Raw genomic sequence first — 18935 nt, forward strand, 5'->3', positions numbered from 1 at the left:
ATTGATTTGGATAGGGAAAGAGGGACTTTAATTTTGACTTCCTGCCTCTTCTTCGTCCAAATCTGAAAAGAAACAGGGAAAACGGTCCTTTTGAGCTTATCGATGGTACATCCCCGCATTTTTTACCTTGTCGTGAGGTAACCCTTTCAACACATGAGAATGGAATTGTAAATTTAAGGGATGAAAAATATTACCGAAGAGGGTCCATGGCAAGGGGTAGGCAACATCCCTTCCCCTAAAATAGTAGGAGACCTTAATGAGCTGACGCCTAAGGCCATGTAATGGTTCTATTCTCTTTTCCCTTGGGTGTCTTCCAGGATTTTTTCTAAGTAAATCGATATGCTGGTCTAGGATAAAGTGAAAGTTTTTCAGCACCTCCTCGGAAAATGGGGTTTGGGGCCTGCCTATCCAAGCGATCACTGAAACCAAATCCTTCCAGTAGTCCGGCATCCATCTGCCCCTGTTGTCCAAGACTCTAGCTGGGCCATTCGGGTATTCGGGCCTTCCCACCAGATACACCTCTGGGTCTTTGAAGTTGGCCCAAGATTTAGAAAAACTGACCTTTGTGGCCTTAATATCATGCCATGCACCCCCATAGAAGTGCCATAAATATGCTCTTACATAGTCCGATTGATGAACGGCACTTAACAATTCGAATGCAGGGTGAATGGGAATATCGCTTACCTCCAATCTTCTAAAATTTCTTTTATTCACTAAAAATACCGGAATGCCAATATGCTTAATCAAACATTCAAAACTTTTTTTCCGTGATTTGACCATTTCTCCCCCAGACCAGTAGCACCACATGACTTTTGGAACGCCATATTCATGTCTAACCCGAGCATATTGGTCCATGTCTGTGAAAAGTCCGGTCATAGGTGATCTAGGTTGGAACAATAATTGTTCTAAATAATTAAAAAAAATCGAAGTAGCCATGAACAATCGAGAAAAATTAAATAAAATGGACAGGGCACTTTCACTTATGGAAGACCTTAAAAACAGTCAAGTCGCTTTAGTAGAAAAAGTTACCCAGCTTCAATTGGAAGCCATGGAATTCAATTTTTCGGATATGGAGAAGAATATGGCCACCCTCTATTCCAGGTACCAAGATTCTTTGGAAATGCTTGATAAGGAAATAGAAAGGTTTGAGATCAAAAGAAATAAATTTGAAAATGAAAATGACATTGGCCAAGAGGATTGAAAGTATTCTGCATGGATACGCTAGGGAAGATTTTTTCAACAAAACCCTACCTTTCTCTTCCAAAGCATAAGAACTAAAATTTTAAATTTTGTTTTACGGAATTTCTGTCATCAAGTATCCTCTGCCTTCTTTATCAGTCCCAACCCTGAACTGAAAAAAATTAATCCGAGAAGAAACAAGACCAATATAGTCTTCCAGTCATTCCCCTCATCACTTAAAAATAAATAAGACCCATAAATTAAACCGAAAATTCCGGCTAATGTTAGTAAGGGACCAAAAACTCTAATTAAATTCATTATTTGCATTTTTTGTAGAAACCTATACAAAAACGTTGCCAGAATAGAATGATTTTAATCAGCTTTATAAAGGACGAATGACACCCCTGCCTTTAAAAAGACCTTTTATTTTTGTAAACATCAAAAACCCAAATAAAGAGTCATGGAATTTACACTTAAAAAATATGGAATAGAGGTTCCAACCATACTTAGAAACGGCGCCACACCTATTCTCTATGAGTCCGCATTAAACCTTGAAAAAGGGTCTGCCATCTCAGATACCGGTGCCCTGATGGTGTATTCCGGTAAAAGGACCGGGAGGAGCCCCCGGGATAAGCGGATCGTAAGAAACGAAAACTCCGAAAAGCACATTGACTGGGGACCTGTAAACTTTGAAATGGATGAGCACACTTTTATGGTAAACCGTGAAAGAGCCATTGATTATTTTAATACTAGGGAAAACCTGTATGTCGTTGATGCTTTTGCAGGCTGGGAAAACAAATATAGGCTTAAGATAAGAATAGTGTGTACCCGTGCTTACCATGCATTGTTTATGCAAAACATGCTGATAATGCCTTCCGCAGAGGAACTTGAGAATTTCGGAGAACCAGACTACATCATTTTTAATGCAGGGAGCTTCCCTGCCAACCAATTCACCACGACCATGACCTCCAAAACCAGTATAGGCATCAACCTGGAAAGGAAAGAAATGGTGATATTAGGCACCGAGTATGCCGGTGAAATGAAAAAGGGAGTATTTTCTATCATGAATTATCTCATGCCTCTGGAAAAAGTCCTGCCGATGCACTGCTCTGCCAATGTGGGGGAAAATGGTGACGTGACTCTATTGTTTGGACTATCCGGAACCGGAAAGACCACTCTTAGCGCTGATCCCAAAAGAAAGTTGATAGGAGATGATGAACATTGTTGGCATGAAAAAGGGGTTTTTAATATTGAGGGAGGCTGCTATGCAAAGGCCATTGACCTAAGCGAGGAAAACGAACCGGACATCTACAGGGCTATCAGGTATGGCACAGTGCTGGAAAATGTGGTGTATGATCCACAAACCAGGAAAGTAAATTACAGCGACACCAGTATCACCCAAAACACCAGGGCATCCTATCCCATTGAATTCATTGACAACACACAAATTCCTTGTGTAGCAGGGGACCCCAAAAATATTATCTTCCTTACTTGCGATGCCTTTGGTGTATTGCCCCCAGTGAGCAAGCTGACCCCAGACCAGGCCAGCTACCATTTTATTTCAGGCTATACGGCAAAGGTAGCCGGTACGGAAATGGGTGTTAAGGAACCTCAAGCCACCTTTAGTGCCTGCTTTGGAGCAGCATTTATGATGTGGCACCCCAACACCTATGCCACCCTTTTGGCAGATAAAATGAGGGAACACAAGGTGAATGCCTGGTTAGTAAATACTGGGTGGAGCGGAGGAGATTACGGGGAAGGAGCTAGGATAAAATTAGCCTATACCCGCGCCATATTGGATGCTATCCATCATGGGGATTTTGAAGGAGTGGAAACACAGAGGGAAGAGAATTTTGGGTTGGAAATTCCCTTGTCTTGCCCTGGGGTTCCTGAAAATATTTTGCTCCCAGAAAATACTTGGAAAAACAAAAAGAGGTTCTCAGAGATCAAAACCAAACTTGTAGACCTGTTCATTGGGAATTTCAAGCAGTTTGAGCAACAGGTAAGTCCTGAAATAATAGAGGCCGGTCCAAAGAAAAGCTAATATCCCATCGTAAGAAAGACAAAATAAACCTTTGGGAAACTAATCAATATAAAAATTGAGAAGGCTCCCAAAGGTTTTTTTGAAGTTGGTCTACAAATGTGGCCACTAATTTCTTCCCCTAACAACCCTGTCAATACGGTTTACCGTAATAATAGGGTACATATGGAAATGGCCTTGAGGCATGTTTCATGGTCCTAACACAGAAGAAAGACTGTGACCACCCAAAGTGAACTTTTTATTACTTATTTGATTATAGCGGCCCTAACTTTTACTTTTTTGCTTAAGCGATTATTATAAACAATCCCATCCAAGGAAAAGTTGGGGTAGCCGGGCTCCTCCACTTCCGTACTTTCCAAAATCCTAAAAGTCTTGCCATTGGATTTGGTATAGGCATCGATCCTTTCTCGGGCGTTCTTGATGGCAAGCTCAAATAATTGCAGCTGCATAGACGCTAATTCCTCAGCACTTATAAAAGTGCCATTTGTATTTAAATACCCAGGGATTTTATTTTTTTCCATCAACTTAGCAATTTCCTCTACCAAATCCGGTCCTTCCACATGCATTTGGTAGGTTAAGTTATGAATAAACCTACCTACATTCTCCCCGTGGGGATCGCTTTCTTGGTACATGTTTTCATACTGGAGCTTGGGGTTAAATTTTGCCAACTCCCCTTCCCGTATCTGTTTAAGAAAGGTATCTTTTTGGTCAGTGGATCCATTAAAACTGATGCTGACCACGGTCTTTGAACCGGATAATTCAATTTCTGAAATGCCCATCATTTCGATGGTCTCGACGTTTTGGTGACTTTTCTGCCCACAGGCTACGAGCAAACAGACCATAAGTACCGGTACAAACCCATTTTTTTTCATTGATTGTTTACTGTTTAAAGTTAAATTCTGAAGTGTGAAAGCCAGTTAATTAAGTAGTAATAAGAAAAACGATAAGTGTATAGATTTCAAGAGTTCAGCTAACAAATAAATTTAATTTACTCCCCATCATTTACCCCACTACAGTGGTAAAGACAGGCAAATAAGGCATAATGGTGACCCTCCTATATTAAAAAGGTTAGCCCCTTCAGCGGCAGATATTACTTTTCCATAATAGATAGATCCCTTTGGTAAACTATTGAAGCAATTTTTTAAATTTGAACCAACACCCTTCTATGCAAACTGGGGATACAGGAGTAAGCTTCATAAAATCCTTCTTCATTTCTACCGCATAAACCTGAGATTGCTCCATAAATTCTTTCTCCCCACAGAAAATATCCAGCTTCAGTTCCTCACCGTCAAAATAGAAAAAACCACTGCCACAATCCTCTTTGGGGCTTTTGACAAAAGTTTGGTTGGGGAAAAAAGTTATTTTCCTTTCATCTTTTACAGTAGTCACATTTAACCCTCCTCCAGTACTAATTGCAGATTCCACCAGCTTCCAAGTACCCTCCAACCCTTGCGGGTTTCTTTCAAACTCCTGATGCTCCCCTAACGTGCAACTCATTAGCACCAAAACCAAATATACCCATCTTTGCATAGCTTGTACCTACCTTTAAATGAGGTAGCAATTCCAAGACGAAAAAAATAACAATAATGCGACAGTCAAGCGGTTTTTTTATCAAAATTTAGTAGGGTTCATTTTGGAGAACCATGCCATATATTTTTCGCCTTTTTATAAAACGAATTTGCCTATTATTAGAATAATCTCCTGTTCAATTCAAAAGTCTGGAAAGCACTGTACTGCCACTTTCCACTTCTTGGGCAAGTTGTTTAAGGCTTTTTTTGGTCAACATATGTACCACATGAACCCTAACCTTTTTTATTTCACTATGAAGAGGGCAAGGGTTTTCCTCAGAGCATTCCTCCAAGCCTAGACTGCAGCCATTGAAAAGTTCGTCACCATCTATGGCTTCCACTAAGTCCTTTAAAGTAAACTTCTCATGCTTTTCATCCACATAAAATCCTCCTGAGGGGCCCTTTTGACTTCCCAAGATTTTCTGTCTTACCAGTGTTTGCAAGATTTTTGCAGTAAAGGGCTCAGGGGCATCTACATGCTTGCTAATTTCCTTAGCTCCTACTTTTTGGTCTTGAAGACTTTTTTTCCAAACGTAAATTACCGCCCTTATTCCGTATTGACAGGCTTTTGAGAACATTGTATTAGTGGATTAAAATTAACCAAGGTAAAATGGCAAAACGATTTCCTAAAGGGTAAAACTAATCAAAAAATAGATATATCTACCTTTTTTTCGATTATGCAGCCAATGCCAAACCCCCAACTATTAAAGCAAACAAGGCCCCAAGAAACAAAATGGTTCTTTTCCAAAACAAATGAGCATGAACCAATTCCATAAACCAAAGGGCCACAAGGCTAAATTTCACCATAGCAAGGGCCATGACCAACACAGCCAGGTTCCTGCCCATTTCCATATACTGTGCAATCCATCCTGTCGACAGTGTGAGGCCTACCAAAAGAGAAAATACTATTGCGTTTTTCATTCCAATTTCGTTTAATAGATCAAATACAATGCAGGAAATAACAACAGCCAAATCAAATCACACATGTGCCAAAATGCTGCTCCTGAAACCAGGTTCTCCACATTTTCTTCTTCTTTACCTGATTTAAAGCTGAAAGATAAAACGATCAAGATCACCATTCCTACCACCACATGAATCAAATGAAAGCCTGTCAATAACCAATATAGGGTAAAGAACATATTATCGTCCATGATCAATCCTGACCCTAACTTTTGGGTGTATTCAAAGGTTTTGATGGCTACGAACAATGCCCCTAATAGTAATGTGAACCCAATCCATTTTTTCGCTTTTCCCAAATTTCCCAGCCGGGCAAAATATACGGACTGTGCCATTAGAAAACCACTGCCCATTAAAACCAAGGTATTCAGTAGTCCCAAATGGGTATCCAGATGTGCGGCAGCAGACTGAAACAACTCAGGCTCCTGCCTTCCATAAACTACCAATGCCAAAAGGCCGAGACCAAAAGTGAACAGCTCCAGTAGGATCACAATCCAAATCAATAAACCTCCGGGTGGGTTGGATAATTCCGACTTCACAGGCCAGGAAACCGTTGCAGGTGACAAATTCATAGTTAATTATGTTTAATTTTTTCGAATATTTGAAAGAGTGCCTTTAACATTTCTATGGGGGTGGTCAAAATTTGGTAATGATTTTGACCAAACATTTGCGGGAGATAATACTTTGCAGAGGCCTCAATGGCCAGGGCGTAGGCATGGGTATTTCTTTCATTCAGCTCCCTAAGGGCCTGCTTCACATCATTAATCCCATACTTGCCTTCATATTTGTCATAGTCATTGGGCTTTCCGTCTGAGAGAAGGATCACCCATTTATTTTTCGAACTTCTTCGGTCCAGTTTTGCACCAGCATGCCTTAGTGCTGCACCAATCCTGGTATAGCCAGAAGGCTCCACAGCACCTATCTTATGCTTTGCAGAAATCCACTTTTCGTCAAAATCCTTGATGGTGAGGTAGGAGGCATAATTCCTGGTCTTAGAATAAAACCCGTCTATGCAAAAGTCAATCTGAAATTCATCTAAAACCTCCCCAAAAAGGATGGACACCTGTTTTTCTACATCAATCACCCGGTTGTTGGCGGCATATCCGTCTGTGGAAAGACTGATGTCCAAAAGTAGTAGTATGGAAATATCCTTCTCCTTTTTCCTTTTTGAAAGGTACACCTTCTCGTTGGGGGTAATTTTAGCCATCACCTCAGTGTACCTATCAGTCAGGGCATCCAAATCAAAATCCTCTCCACTGGATTGCCTGCGGAACAGCCTCCACTTATTATTCAAAGAAGTGAGCATTTTCCTGATGTTCATTAGGGTAGTAGAATGCTGCTGTAAGGTGGCATGATAGTAGCCAGTATCGGTTTCCTTTTGTTCAAAAGGATAAACCTTGCAAAATTCTCTTTTGTAATTGGTCTTTTTATAATCCCATTCATCGTATGCGATAAAGTGATGCCTTGAGGGAGCCTCAGCACTCTCGCTTACCGTGGCATTTTCCATAAATTCTGCCTGATAGACGGAATGGGTAGGGTCATCTACCCTTACGGTTAGGTGCATGCGCAACTCATCCAATGCATCCTGGTGATCCTCCAACTCATCTTTTCCATCAAAATCCCTCCAAACACCACTGGATTCCTCAGCCGTTTCTACCTTTTCAAAATTATGTAATAATACATAATCCTCCTGTTGCTTTTTATCAATTTGTAGGGTTTTGATGGCTTCTACTGCCTTGGCTTTTAACAAGGTTGTAGGCGTTAGGGTCGCTTGCTTTTTTGCCCTGTCATTGATGTGCTGCAATTTATCCTTCTTAGAAAGGGATGACTGGTACATCCATTTGCCATATACCCAGGAATAATCTACCTCTTCTCCATTTTTACTTAATTCAGCAATGATGGAGTCATAGATTCCCATGACTGAGGGCAATTCCTCCGAAATACTATGCAGCACTTCTCCCGAGGTATTCCGAGCCATCTGCCTGGACAATTCAAGGTCTTCCCCTTCTTTTTCACTTTGCCAGTTCAATCCCAAGCGGGACTGAAAACTTAGAAATACCGTCCTAAAGAGATAAAAGGAAAGGTTTTCCTCCCAGGTAGACAGTAAGCTGAAATGGGCGGGAAGAAAAAAGCTTTCTTCCTTATATCCACCTTCCCGCTCGGCAGGGAACAAGTAAATGGCCTTGCCCGTAAGTGCCCTTGCCAAAAAGGTAAGCCTTGGTTTGATTGCCTCCAGGTCCACCTTGTAGGAGAGCCCATCCTCGGTGATACGCTGTTTTTTCTTCAAGTATTTTACTACCTTTCCGTATATCCACTCATCCAAATCCAGTCCCATGACATATTTTGTTTAACTAATTGAATTGCCCAACCCAGAACTTTAGAGAATGGATTGAAAAAGGCAAGGTTTAAATCATTAGGTCGCAAAGGTCCTTTAAGGCCTCTAAAGTCTGCGGCTCATCCGTTAAAGGCTGTACCATCGCCACATTTACAGATAATCGCTTGGGAAGACCGCTTTTGATAAGTTTTGCCGCATCTATCAAAAGCCTCGTGGAAACAGTCTCCGCAAGCCCAAGCTCTGTGAGGTTTCTGATTTTTCCGGCAATTTTTACCAGTCGTTTTGCAGAATCCCAATCTAATTCGGTCTCATTCACGATAATGTCCGCCTCCACCTCCGGTATTGGGTAATCGAAGGAAATAGCCACGAATCTTTGCCGGGTAGAAGGTTTTAGTTCTTTAAAACCCCTTTGGTATCCTGGATTGAAAGAGGCCACCAGCATAAAACCACTTGCTGCCTTCACATTTTCACCCAACTTATCGATGAATAATTCTCTCCTGTGGTCTGTGAGGGAGTGAATGGCTACGATTACATCAGGTCTGGCTTCCGCAATTTCATCCAGGTAGAGTATGGCTCCTTCCCTCACTGCGGCGGTAAGCGGTCCGTCTATCCACACCGTTTCTGCACCTTTTATGATAAACCTCCCAATCAGATCGGTGGAAGAGGTTTCCTCGTGACAACTGACAGTGATGAGCTTTTTGTCCAACTCATGGGCCATAAATTCCACAAACCGGGATTTACCAGTGCCAGTAGGCCCTTTAAGTAACAAGGGCAAATGATTTTGAAAAGCATGGTAAAAAACCTCGGATTCCTTGTGGGTTTCATGGTAATAGGGAGCTGATTTCACTAGCATGGTTAAGTAATTTATGGCCGGGAAACCCCTGGTTGCCCGGCCGGTGATACATTCTTAAAAATCAATTAGGAAACTGCAATAAGTTCAGGCTCATCGTGTTTTGCCAAGGCCTCATCGGTGGGTCTACCAAACTTGAAGAACTCATAGATATAGAGACCCACACCTGTGGCAAACATGCTTGCGCAAAGCAGCATTACCACGAAATGGATTTTCACTTCTTCCTGAGCGACCATGAACTCCATTCCAAGTCTTCTTTCCAGGTAAACCTGTACCACACCTGCCACACCCAAAGCAACCACCATTCCCAGAATGCCAATATTTGACAGCCAAAAAGCCAGGTGCCCGTTAAAATTGTCGAATTTTTTCCTTCCGGTTATATTAGGCATGGCATAGCTGATGATGGCAAGTACGATCATGGCATAGGCCCCCCAGAATGCGTAATGCCCATGCATGGCAGTGACCAGGGTGCCATGGGTGTAAATATTAGTCTGTGGCAAGGTATGCGCAAACCCTAAAAGCCCTGCCCCTATAAAGGAAACGATAGATGCACCAATGGTCCAAAACAAGGCAATTTTGTTGGGATGGGTTTTCTCTCCCTTTCTGTACATATACACGGCGAAAAGTGCCATAGCCAAGAAGGCCAAAGGCTCTAGTGCAGAGAATACGCCACCTACCACCAGCCATATTTTATTCACGCCTATATAATAGTAATGGTGACCGGTGCCTAAAATTCCTGATAAGAAAGTTAACCCTACAATTACGTACAACCATTTTTCGATCACTTCCCTGTCCACACCAGTAAGCTTAATGAGCAAGAAGGCAAGTATACCTCCCATTATGAGTTCCCACACCCCTTCTACCCAAAGATGTACCACCCACCAACGGAAGAAGGAATCGGTCACCTGACTGTCAAACCAAATCATTCCCGGTAAATAGAGTAAGGCTGCAAAAACCAACCCCATGCAGAGTACCAGCGCTGTGGTAGTTTGGCGCTTTCCCTTGAACAGGGTCGTCAAAATAATTCCAAGGAACAAAAGCACATTTACCACTACGAGATAATCCAGCTCCCTGGGGATTTCCAGGAATTTCCTTCCTTCCCAAATGTTGAAATGATAACCGGTAATGGCTGCAACTCCTACCAAGGCAAGAGAAATCAACTGCACATAGGCCCATTTCACACTGACCAATTCCCTCTGGGCTTCCTCAGGAATGATATAATAGGCAGCTCCCATAAATCCAGTTAATAACCAAACCACCAACAAATTGGTGTGTACAGCTCTGGCTGTATGAAAAGGAATGAATTCATGAAGCCCATCCATGCCAATTCTGGCAAAGCCCATGATGAACCCATAAACTACTTGCAATGCAAAGAGGAGCATACATAGGGCAAAGAACCAGTAGGCTACCTGTTGAGATTTATATTTCATATGATTATAATTTTTTTTTAAAGGCCATATGCCTGCCTGGTCGGCAGACAGGGAATTTCGCATGATTTTAATCATCCCTCTGTGGGTCGCTTGCGTCATGCCCTGACGGCCGTCAGCACAGGCTCGATTTCATCTTTCTAAAATTTATTTGTTAGCTTTATCCTTTGCCAGGGGAGAAACCACCCTGTCAAATCCGTTAAGGTCGATCTGCCCCACCCATTTAAAGAATGCCACCATAGCTTCGGAATCCTCCTCGCTCATTTCGTAAGGCCCCATTTTTCGGCCATTGGGTGCCCATATAACCGGGGATTGCAAAATGGCCTTTATCATAGGTTCCCCTTTTCGATCGACCACCTTGGTAAGCTCAGGAGCATAATAGCCCCCTTCTCCCATCAGGGAGTGGCAACCCATACAATTGTTGGTTTCCCACAGATGTTTTCCTCTTATCACCTGCTCATCAATCAGGTGATGGTTCGATTGGTCATTGCTTGGCATAAAGGAGTACACTGTAAGTCCTATGAATGCCAAGAAAGTGACTAGGGTCCCTCCTAGGAAGAAGGCCCTGGCTTGAGATTTCGACAGCATGATTGTAAAATTTATTTAAATATTAAAAGACCTTTTTATCTTTATTTATACGAAGGTAGAGAAATTATCTTCACATTGTCAATTTTTATTTGTGTTTTTTTAAAAAATGCTTTTTTACAGTTCCATTCAACCGCAAAAACAGTAGATTGAGGATACAAAAAGGAAACGTTTTGAATACTTCTATACCCACTTGCCGCAATTGCCCCAATTTATCCTGCCTGATACAATATTGTGACCAGGAAGCAAAGGCTTTTGCCGGTGAAAATAAAATCAATTATTTGATACCTAAGGACCAGTATGTTTTTCAGGAAGGAAGCCTGGTTTTAGGCGCCTATTTCATTTTTAAGGGTAAGGCAAAGGTGGTCAGTAATAACCTGCAAAACAGACAGCAAACTGTGAGGCTTGCGGGGGATGGACATATATTAGGCCATATGACTTTGGACAAGGAATTCTACCCCATAGGAGCCGTGGCCATGGAAGATACAAAAGTTTGTTTTCTAGAAAACAAACTTTTTTTTCAATTGATAAGCAACAACCCCAAGTTTGCCTACCAGGTGATTCGTTTTTACAGCAAGGAACTTAGAAAAAGCGAACTTAGAAATAGGAGTTTTTCCCAAATGAAAACTTTTGAAAAAATCGTCTTTGCCTTTTTATATATATGCAGCTCCTTTGGATACACAGAAAAAGAGAAAATACTTATAGATTTTTCCAGGGCGGAGATTGCAGCCATTGCAGGCACTAACCCTGAGCAGGTCTCTAGGAGCATTTCGTTGCTTAAAGAAAAGGGATACCTTGAAAGCGATGGCCAAAAAATTATCATTACAGATATGCCTAAGCTCAAAGAACTTCTATCCCCATACTTATCATGGGAAATTTTGGAGTAATTTCTCAAAACCTGCAAAAACGCAGGACTTTTTATGAGAAAAATTTTTTAGGTTCATGATGGGAAACATCCCGGGGTTAAAGATTCGTTACTACTTTTGAACCATGAATAAGGGAAAACCCTATTCAGTCTATACGTCAACAGAAAAAAACAAATAGGATAGTCATGGAAAACCTAAAAAAATATCATAATAAAGGATATATTTATCTTTTTATCCTTTTATTGTTGGGATCAGCTTCCTGTCAACAAGAGAAGCAGGAAAATAGGCAGAAAATCAAAAGTGCGGACTACTATGCCAACATTAAGGTAATGGGCGAAATGAAGGCCGAATTAACGGCTCCCCCACATGTGCCCCCTCCGGTAGGCAACAGGCCTGCAATGAAATTATACATGGAGATGGAGATTCTCGAAGAGGAAGCGGAAATATCCGATGGGGTTTCTTACTTATATTGGACTTTTGGGGGTTCAGTACCCGGTTCCTTTATACGCACAAGGGTCGGGGATCTAGTGGAATTTAAAATTAAGAACCACCCTGACAATAAATTACCACACAATATAGACCTACATGCCGTGACCGGACAGGGTGGCGGAGCCGAGGCTTCATTTGTGGCCCCTGGGCAAGAAAAGGTGTTTTCCTTCAAAGTTATCAACCCAGGCCTTTATGTATATCACTGCGCAACAGCACCTGTGGGCATGCACGTGGCCAATGGTATGTATGGGTTGATCTTGGTGGAACCTGAAGGTGGCCTTCCTCCAGTCGACAGGGAATTTTATGTGATGCAAGGAGACTTCTATACAGAAGGTAAGTTCGGAGAGCAAGGGCTGCAAGCCTTTGATATGCAAAAAGCCGTGAACGAAAACCCCGACTATGTGGTCTTCAACGGTAGTGTAAATGGCCTTTCAGGGGAAAATACCTTGACCGCAAAGGCTGGGGAAAATATCCGAATATTCTTTGGAAACGGCGGTCCAAATCTAGCCTCTTCCTTTCACGTGATCGGGGAAATCTTCGATAAAGTTTATGTAGAAGGGGGAAGCTTCGTCAACGAAAACGTACAGACCACTCTTGTGCCAGCCGGAGGCTCAGCCATCTTAGAATTTGTCGCAGATGTCCCTTCCAATCTGGTATTGGTGGACCACAGTATTTTTCGGGCATTCAACAAAGGTGCACTTGGGGTATTAACCGTAAGTGGGGAAGAAAACCCCAATATCTTTAGAGGTGAGATCATGGAAGGCATCTATAGGCCTGAGGGAAGTGTCATCCAAACCATGCCAAAAGACGGCCCCGAACTGGAGGCTCCCAAATCCATGACCAAGGAAGACCGGATAGTGGCAGGCAAAAAACTCTATATGCAGGCATGCTTTGCCTGTCACCAGGCAAATGGTGAAGGGGTACCCAATGCCTTTCCTCCTTTGGCTGGCGCAGATTACCTTAACGACGTCGACAAGGCCATCGATGCTGTCATACATGGTTTATCTGGAGAAATTACCGTAAACGGTAAAAAATACAACAACATCATGCCTGCTCAGCAGCTCAGCAACGAGGAAGCGGCCAATGTGCTGACCTACGTGTACAATAGCTGGGGCAACGACGGCACCTTTGTGACGCCTGAAATGATAAACAAGAGAAGAAAATGAAAAGGTTAATAAGCTGGGTGATCATCAGTTTGAGTTTCCATGCAGTTTTCGCCCAGACTGAGGGCATGGCACTGGTGAAGGGGGGAGAATACACCCCCCTTTATGGGGTGGAAAAAGACAAAAAGATACTTGTTCCTTCCTTTTATTTGGACAGGACTCCTGTTACCCATGCGGAGTTTCTTCAATTTGTAGAAGAGCATCCTCAGTGGAGAAAGTCCCAGGTATTAAGGCTCTTTGCAGATGAGCGGTATTTGGATCTATGGACAGATGACCTCCATTTTCCTGAAGAATTGGCACACAGTCCCGTTAACAACATTTCTTGGTTCGCCGCCAAAGCATATTGTGATTGTCAGGGCAAAAGGCTGCCAAATGTAGATGAATGGGAATATGCGGCCATGGCTGATGAAGCGAAAAAGGATGCCAGAAGCGACAGTTTATATAATGTGAAGGTATTGCGGGGATATGAAGTTCCCAAAACCTATCTCAAAAAAGTGGGCCAAAGTCCCAAAAACTACTGGGGCATCTATGATTTACATGGATTGGTATGGGAATGGACCATGGATTTTAACTCCATCATTCTTACTGGGGAATCCAGAAACAACGGCAATACAGACCAGGGTATGTTTTGTGCCTCTGGTGCCCTAGGCGCAAATGACCTTATGAACTATGCTGCATTTATGCGTTACGCCATGAGATCCAGTCTAAAAGCAAAATTTTCTGTTTCAAACCTGGGCTTTAGATGTGCCACTGATGTACGGGTGGCGACCTCCATGCCCGACCTTAACGACTAAAAAGATGAAATCGAGCATAAGCCTATATATTTTGGCCTTGGCAACCTTGATTGCCTGCCAAACAGATAAACAAAGTAGTCAACATACTGAGATGCCACTAGGTGAGGAGGGAATTCCTGATATGTCCATCTACCATTTACCGGACTCCTGGACCACCCAGCATGGAGACTCCATTTCTTTTGTGGACTTAAAAGGTGATCCACTAGTAGTGGTAATGATTTATACCGCTTGCCGAACCGCTTGCCCCAGACTGGTAGCCGATATGCGGCAAATTGAGCAAAAGGTTATAAAGGAAACGGAGCAATCCGTCAAATATGTGTTGGTAAGCATAGACCCCGAAAATGACACCCCAGAGAAATTACTAAAATTTGCAGAGGAGAACGGCATGCATGGAGAACAATGGCTTTTTCTAAGGGGAACAAAGGATGGGGTAAGGGAATTCGCTAATATCCTCTCCGTAAAATACAAAAAAATCAACCCTATTGATTTCTCCCATAGCAATATTATCAGTGTATTTGATGCGCAGGGTGTATTGAAATACCAGAAGGAAGGTTTAGGCTTAGAAAACAATGAAATAGTGAAGCACGTAGCATCCATTGCAGGAAATTAAAAGCAAGCAATCCGTCAATTATGAATTAAGCCAATATCAATTAGGAGGCCAAACCCATTGATTTGGCCTCCCATGGAGAATAGCCTTAGGTTACAATCCAAACAAGGAGGGCAACCACAAGGTGAGCTGTGGCCAAAGGGTAATGATCATTAAACCAATAATCATAGCGAAAAAGAAAGGCAACAAGGGCAGAAACACCTTGGCAATGCTGGTTTTGGCTACCCCTACCCCAACAAACAATACGGACCCAACAGGTGGGGTACAAACCCCTATACAAAGGTTAAGTACCATCATGATTCCAAAATGCACAGGGTCTATTCCCATCGCCACCACTGCGGGCAGGAAAATGGGTGTAAATATCAGGACTGCCGGAGTCATATCCATGAATACCCCCACAAAAAGCAGGATCAGGTTGATAATAATCAAAATCACAAACTTATTGTCACTCAATGAAAGCAAAGTAGAACTGATGGACTGTGGGATATCCTCACTGGACATCGCCCAAGACATGCTCATGGAAGTGGCTATTAGGAGCATTACCACGGCAGTGGTTTCGGATGATTTGAGTAGTATTCCAGGTAGGTCCTTTAGCTTGATTTCCCTATAAATAAAAGATAGTCCTACACAATACACCACTGCTATTGCGGAAGCCTCGGTAGCCGTAAATACCCCGATGACGATACCTCCAATTACCACCACCAACAGTAAAAGGCTGGGAAAGGCGTCCAAGAATTTGCTCAACAATTCCTTCATAGAAGTCAATTCACCTGGAGGCAATTTTTTCTTTTTAATAAATATTGCTGCGGTAAACATCAGTAACAGCCCAATCAACAACCCTGGGATATATCCCGCCACGAACAAGGCCGCAATGGAAACCCCACCACTGGCTAAAGAATATACAATTAATACGTTGGAAGGTGGAATGATCAAGCCGGTGGTAGAAGAGGTGATGTTTACCGAGGCTCCCAATTCCCTGGGATACCCTTCTTTTTCCATCCTTGGACCCAGTATTCCCCCAATGGCAGAGGCAGCGGCAACGGCAGAACCCGCGATGGCCCCAAAAAGCATGGCGGCTATCACGTTCACATAGAGAAGCCCCCCCGGCAACCTACCCGTAATGGCCTTGGCCAAATCTATCAGGCGATTTGCAATACCCCCTTTATTCATGATTTCTCCTGCCAGTATGAAGAAAGGTATTGCTAACAAGGCAAAACTGTCAAGGCCTGTTCCCATCCGCTGGGCTATGGTAGTGGCCGAGGGTATGGAGGCTATAGTTACGGTAAGGGTCAAGAAACTAGATAATCCTAAACTCCAGGCGACTGGCACCCCTATTACCATCAATAAAAGAAAACTGACTACTAAAACGATGACACTGATGTATTCCATCCTATGCGTTATTTTGGGTGTTTTTTAGTTTAATAAGAGTATATATCTCCAAGAATTGGTAATACAATACCAACAACCCGCTAACGGGGATAATGAAATACACATAAGCCAGGGGCAGGTTGAGTGTTGCCGATTTTTGCTCAAGTACATAGGTGATATATACCAAGTTTCCTCCCCCCAACACCATCACAGGAAGCACGAAGGAAACGATTAAAATGTGAATTACTATCATCAACCTCCTTTTTGGCTCCCCAACCAATTTTTGGGGTAGTATATCTATGGCCAAGTGGCCGTTTTGGCCGGCAACGTAGGCAGCTCCCAGCATACCCAACCAGACTAACAGATATCTCGATAACTCATCAGTGAATGAACTTGGGGATTGTATCACATACCGGGAAAAAACTTGCCAAGTTACGTTAAACACCATCACGGCCATTATCACTGTGATCACTACCGCTACTATTCGGTCAATTTTCAGTTTTAATTCCATATCGGATCAGTAATTTCTAATTTCCTGTACCAGGTTATACATTTCTGGGTCACTGGTTTTCATTATCTCATACCCACTTTCGACCGCGGCTTCAAATGGAGCCTTATCCGGGTAAGAAACTTTTACCCCTGCTTCTTGAAGGATCTTCATAGATTCTTCCACCGATTCCTCCCATAGTTTGTATTGAAAAACCGCAGATTCATCCGCGGCTTCCTGAAGCCATTGCTTTTCTTCGTCAGAAAGCAGATTCCAAACTTTTGTGCTTACAATCATCATATCAGGAACAGCCGTATGTTCGTTCAAGGAATAAAATTTGCATACTTCATAATGCCTTGAAGTCAATAAACTGGGGGGGTTGTTTTCTGCCCCATCCACAATTCCCTGTTGCAAGGCTGTATATAATTCCCCAAAAGATACAGGAGTGGGTGAACCTCCAAAACTTTGTATGAGTCGAACAGCCGTAGGACTTTCCATTACACGGATTTTCAAACCCTGAATATCCTCAGGCTTGTCCACCGGTTTGTTTTTGGTATAAAAACTCCGCTTGCCTGCATCATAATAGCAGAGCCCTTTCAGCCAATATTTTTCTCCTGCAGCCAGAAGATCCTTTCCTATGGGTCCCTTTAGCACCTTGTCCCTATGTTCATCATCCCTGAACAGGTAAGGTTGGCCCAACACTTTTATTTCCGGTGCAAATCCTTCCATAGCCGCGGTAGAAACCTTTGTCATGGAAAGACTTCCGATCTGAAGCAATTCCACTAATTCCCTCTCGGATCCCAATTGTTGGTTTGGGTATACTTGAATGATCATTTGCCCATCGGATTTTTCCTCCGCCTTTTCAGCCATAAATACCATCGCTGCATGCACGGGGTGGCTGGTGTCCAACCCATGACCCAGTTTCAATATTCTAACCCCTCCCGGTGTATTGCAGGCAGAAAAAAGAAATCCTAGGGACAGTAGTATGAGGCTCAAAATAGTTGAAACCGGTTTGGGTTTGTCGATAATCCACTTCATTGGCATTTTAATTTCCATTTATAATAATTCTGTACTTCAATTTTTTTAAGCCCTTTGCTGAATTCAAGGAAACTTTTATCGCAGCAACTTACCCACGTTTTCTCCTTTTACCAAATCTTCCACCTCCTCCAGAGAAACGTAGTTCACATCTCCTGGAATACTATGCTTCAAAACGGAAGCCGCTACCGCAAACTCCAGGGCTTCGTGATCGGAATTGTTGAGAAGGCCATAGATCAGTCCTGCCATAAAGGCATCTCCTCCCCCTACCCTGTCGACTATGTTTGGCATATCGTAGGATCTGCTGTGCAGCAATTGTTTTCCATTCCAAAGCATGCCGGATAGCACATTATGGCTAGAACTCATGGATTGTCTCTCAGTGGTGACAATATGTGTAATAGAAGGAAATTTGGCTTTGGCATTTTGACAGGCGGTCACATAGTCTTCTTCATGAATATCCATACAATTCTGCATATCCGTAAGGCCTGCAATGATCACCTGTGTATGCTGAATCAACTCTGGCATTACCTCCAAGGGGCCTTTGCCGTATTGCCAAAGGTTTCTTCTGTAATTAATGTCTCCACTCACCTTGACACCGTGCTTTTGGGCAGCTTCCAGGGCCTTTATGGTCAGTTTGGCAGCAGCGTCTGAAATCGCCGGGGTTATTCCTGTCCAATGAAACCAGTCTGCCCCTTCGAATACCCTGTCCCAATCCACCCCCTCACCGTCAAATTCGGAAAACGCTGAATAGGCTCTATCATAGATAATCTTTGAAGCGCGCTGCATAGCGCCTCCTTCAAAGAAATAAAGCCCCATCCTACCAGGTCTTTTTTGGATAAATGTGGTATCGATTCCTGTGGACCGCAAATAGGCGTTCGCTGCTTTACCGATTTCATTGTCGGGAAATGCACAGATGTGAGCAACCGATTGACCCCAGAAAGCAAGGGATACAGCCACATTAGCCTCCGCTCCACCATATTGAACCTCATAGTCCCTGGTTTGAAAAAAACGCTCATGACCTGTAGTGGACAACCTCATCATGACCTCTCCCAAGGTAATTATACGTTTAGACATTTATTATTTTGGGGTTTTGTCATCAATTCTCCAAAATTAAGGGGGATTTGAAAAAAAAGAAGTAAACCGAACTTATTTCTTTCTTTTTATTCATAAATTGTGCAATCGAT

The 18935-nt window shown here is 42.8% G+C and carries 20 protein-coding genes; 6 read left to right on the forward strand and 14 right to left on the reverse strand.

The genetic code is table 11. The features are described 5' to 3' along the window. Positions 1–96: 96 nt before the first annotated feature. Complete coding sequence (locus DB520_RS09380) at positions 97–876, reverse strand: hypothetical protein (RefSeq protein WP_157971996.1); 780 nt, start codon at positions 874–876, stop codon at positions 97–99. A 58-nt stretch (positions 877–934) separates the two neighbouring features. Between DB520_RS09380 and DB520_RS09385 the strand changes: the two genes are divergently transcribed. Further along, on the forward strand, positions 935–1201 hold the full coding sequence (locus DB520_RS09385; RefSeq protein WP_114749469.1) for a hypothetical protein: 267 nt from the start codon (positions 935–937) through the stop codon (positions 1199–1201). Positions 1202–1639: 438 nt separating this feature from the next. Further along, positions 1640–3223, forward strand: coding sequence for a phosphoenolpyruvate carboxykinase (ATP) (pckA, locus tag DB520_RS09395; RefSeq protein WP_114749470.1), 1584 nt, complete (start codon positions 1640–1642; stop codon positions 3221–3223). A 242-nt stretch (positions 3224–3465) separates the two neighbouring features. On the opposite strand, the gene DB520_RS09400 is transcribed toward pckA, so the two are convergent. The 9 genes from DB520_RS09400 to DB520_RS09440 all read right to left on the reverse strand — a co-directional run bounded on the left by DB520_RS09400 (position 3466) and on the right by DB520_RS09440 (position 10945). After that, positions 3466–4092: a hypothetical protein gene (locus DB520_RS09400; RefSeq protein WP_114749471.1), complete on the reverse strand. Its 627-nt coding sequence runs from the start codon at positions 4090–4092 to the stop codon at positions 3466–3468. A 253-nt stretch (positions 4093–4345) separates the two neighbouring features. Continuing rightward, positions 4346–4750 (reverse strand): hypothetical protein, encoded by a 405-nt coding sequence (locus DB520_RS09405; RefSeq protein WP_114749472.1) that lies wholly within the window; start codon positions 4748–4750, stop codon positions 4346–4348. Between the two features lie 175 nt (positions 4751–4925). Next, positions 4926–5366, reverse strand: a complete 441-nt coding sequence (locus DB520_RS09410; RefSeq protein ID WP_114749473.1) for an RrF2 family transcriptional regulator — start codon at positions 5364–5366, stop codon at positions 4926–4928. Between the two features lie 97 nt (positions 5367–5463). Next, the gene (locus DB520_RS09415; RefSeq protein ID WP_114749474.1) at positions 5464–5709 is read right to left on the reverse strand and encodes a cytochrome C oxidase subunit IV family protein; all 246 of its coding nucleotides are present in this window, start codon (positions 5707–5709) and stop codon (positions 5464–5466) included. Between the two features lie 11 nt (positions 5710–5720). Continuing rightward, a complete protein-coding gene (locus tag DB520_RS09420; protein ID WP_114749475.1) occupies positions 5721–6317 on the reverse strand; it encodes a cytochrome c oxidase subunit 3 in 597 nt (198 codons plus the stop codon). Between the two features lie 2 nt (positions 6318–6319). Then, positions 6320–8080 carry a nitric oxide reductase activation protein NorD gene (locus DB520_RS09425; RefSeq protein ID WP_114749476.1) on the reverse strand — a complete coding sequence of 587 codons (1761 nt, stop codon included), beginning with the start codon at positions 8078–8080 and terminating at the stop codon, positions 6320–6322. Between the two features lie 70 nt (positions 8081–8150). Next, entirely contained in the window at positions 8151–8933 is a 783-nt protein-coding gene (locus DB520_RS09430; RefSeq protein WP_114749477.1) for a CbbQ/NirQ/NorQ/GpvN family protein, read from the reverse strand. Between the two features lie 65 nt (positions 8934–8998). Further along, positions 8999–10360 carry a cbb3-type cytochrome c oxidase subunit I gene (locus tag DB520_RS09435; RefSeq protein ID WP_114749863.1) on the reverse strand — a complete coding sequence of 454 codons (1362 nt, stop codon included), beginning with the start codon at positions 10358–10360 and terminating at the stop codon, positions 8999–9001. Positions 10361–10504: 144 nt separating this feature from the next. Beyond that, entirely contained in the window at positions 10505–10945 is a 441-nt protein-coding gene (locus tag DB520_RS09440; RefSeq protein WP_114749478.1) for a c-type cytochrome, read from the reverse strand. 170 nt (positions 10946–11115) lie between these two features. Between DB520_RS09440 and DB520_RS09445 the strand changes: the two genes are divergently transcribed. From DB520_RS09445 to DB520_RS09460, 4 genes are all read left to right on the forward strand, one after another. Next, the gene (locus DB520_RS09445) at positions 11116–11829 is read left to right on the forward strand and encodes a Crp/Fnr family transcriptional regulator (protein ID WP_157971997.1); all 714 of its coding nucleotides are present in this window, start codon (positions 11116–11118) and stop codon (positions 11827–11829) included. A gap of 164 nt (positions 11830–11993) precedes the next feature. Beyond that, positions 11994–13463 carry a copper-containing nitrite reductase gene (nirK, locus tag DB520_RS09450; RefSeq protein ID WP_114749480.1) on the forward strand — a complete coding sequence of 490 codons (1470 nt, stop codon included), beginning with the start codon at positions 11994–11996 and terminating at the stop codon, positions 13461–13463. Then, positions 13460–14254, forward strand: a complete 795-nt coding sequence (locus DB520_RS09455; protein ID WP_114749481.1) for a formylglycine-generating enzyme family protein — start codon at positions 13460–13462, stop codon at positions 14252–14254. Before nirK ends, DB520_RS09455 begins: the two co-directional genes overlap by 4 nt. Positions 14255–14258: 4 nt before the next feature. Continuing rightward, positions 14259–14864 carry an SCO family protein gene (locus DB520_RS09460; protein ID WP_114749482.1) on the forward strand — a complete coding sequence of 202 codons (606 nt, stop codon included), beginning with the start codon at positions 14259–14261 and terminating at the stop codon, positions 14862–14864. 90 nt (positions 14865–14954) lie between these two features. On the opposite strand, the gene DB520_RS09465 is transcribed toward DB520_RS09460, so the two are convergent. The 4 genes from DB520_RS09465 to DB520_RS09480 form a co-directional block, all read right to left on the reverse strand. Continuing rightward, on the reverse strand, positions 14955–16250 hold the full coding sequence (locus DB520_RS09465; RefSeq protein ID WP_114749483.1) for a TRAP transporter large permease: 1296 nt from the start codon (positions 16248–16250) through the stop codon (positions 14955–14957). Between the two features lies 1 nt (position 16251). Beyond that, positions 16252–16740, reverse strand: a complete 489-nt coding sequence (locus DB520_RS09470) for a TRAP transporter small permease (protein ID WP_114749484.1) — start codon at positions 16738–16740, stop codon at positions 16252–16254. Positions 16741–16746: 6 nt separating this feature from the next. After that, positions 16747–17754: a TRAP transporter substrate-binding protein gene (locus DB520_RS09475; RefSeq protein ID WP_114749864.1), complete on the reverse strand. Its 1008-nt coding sequence runs from the start codon at positions 17752–17754 to the stop codon at positions 16747–16749. A gap of 75 nt (positions 17755–17829) precedes the next feature. Beyond that, entirely contained in the window at positions 17830–18825 is a 996-nt protein-coding gene (locus tag DB520_RS09480; RefSeq protein WP_114749485.1) for a sugar kinase, read from the reverse strand. Between the last annotated feature and the right edge of the window lie 110 nt (positions 18826–18935).

The organism is Pleomorphovibrio marinus, from assembly GCF_003347495.1.
In the GTDB taxonomy this organism is placed as follows: Bacteria; Bacteroidota; Bacteroidia; order Cytophagales; family Cyclobacteriaceae; genus Pleomorphovibrio; species Pleomorphovibrio marinus.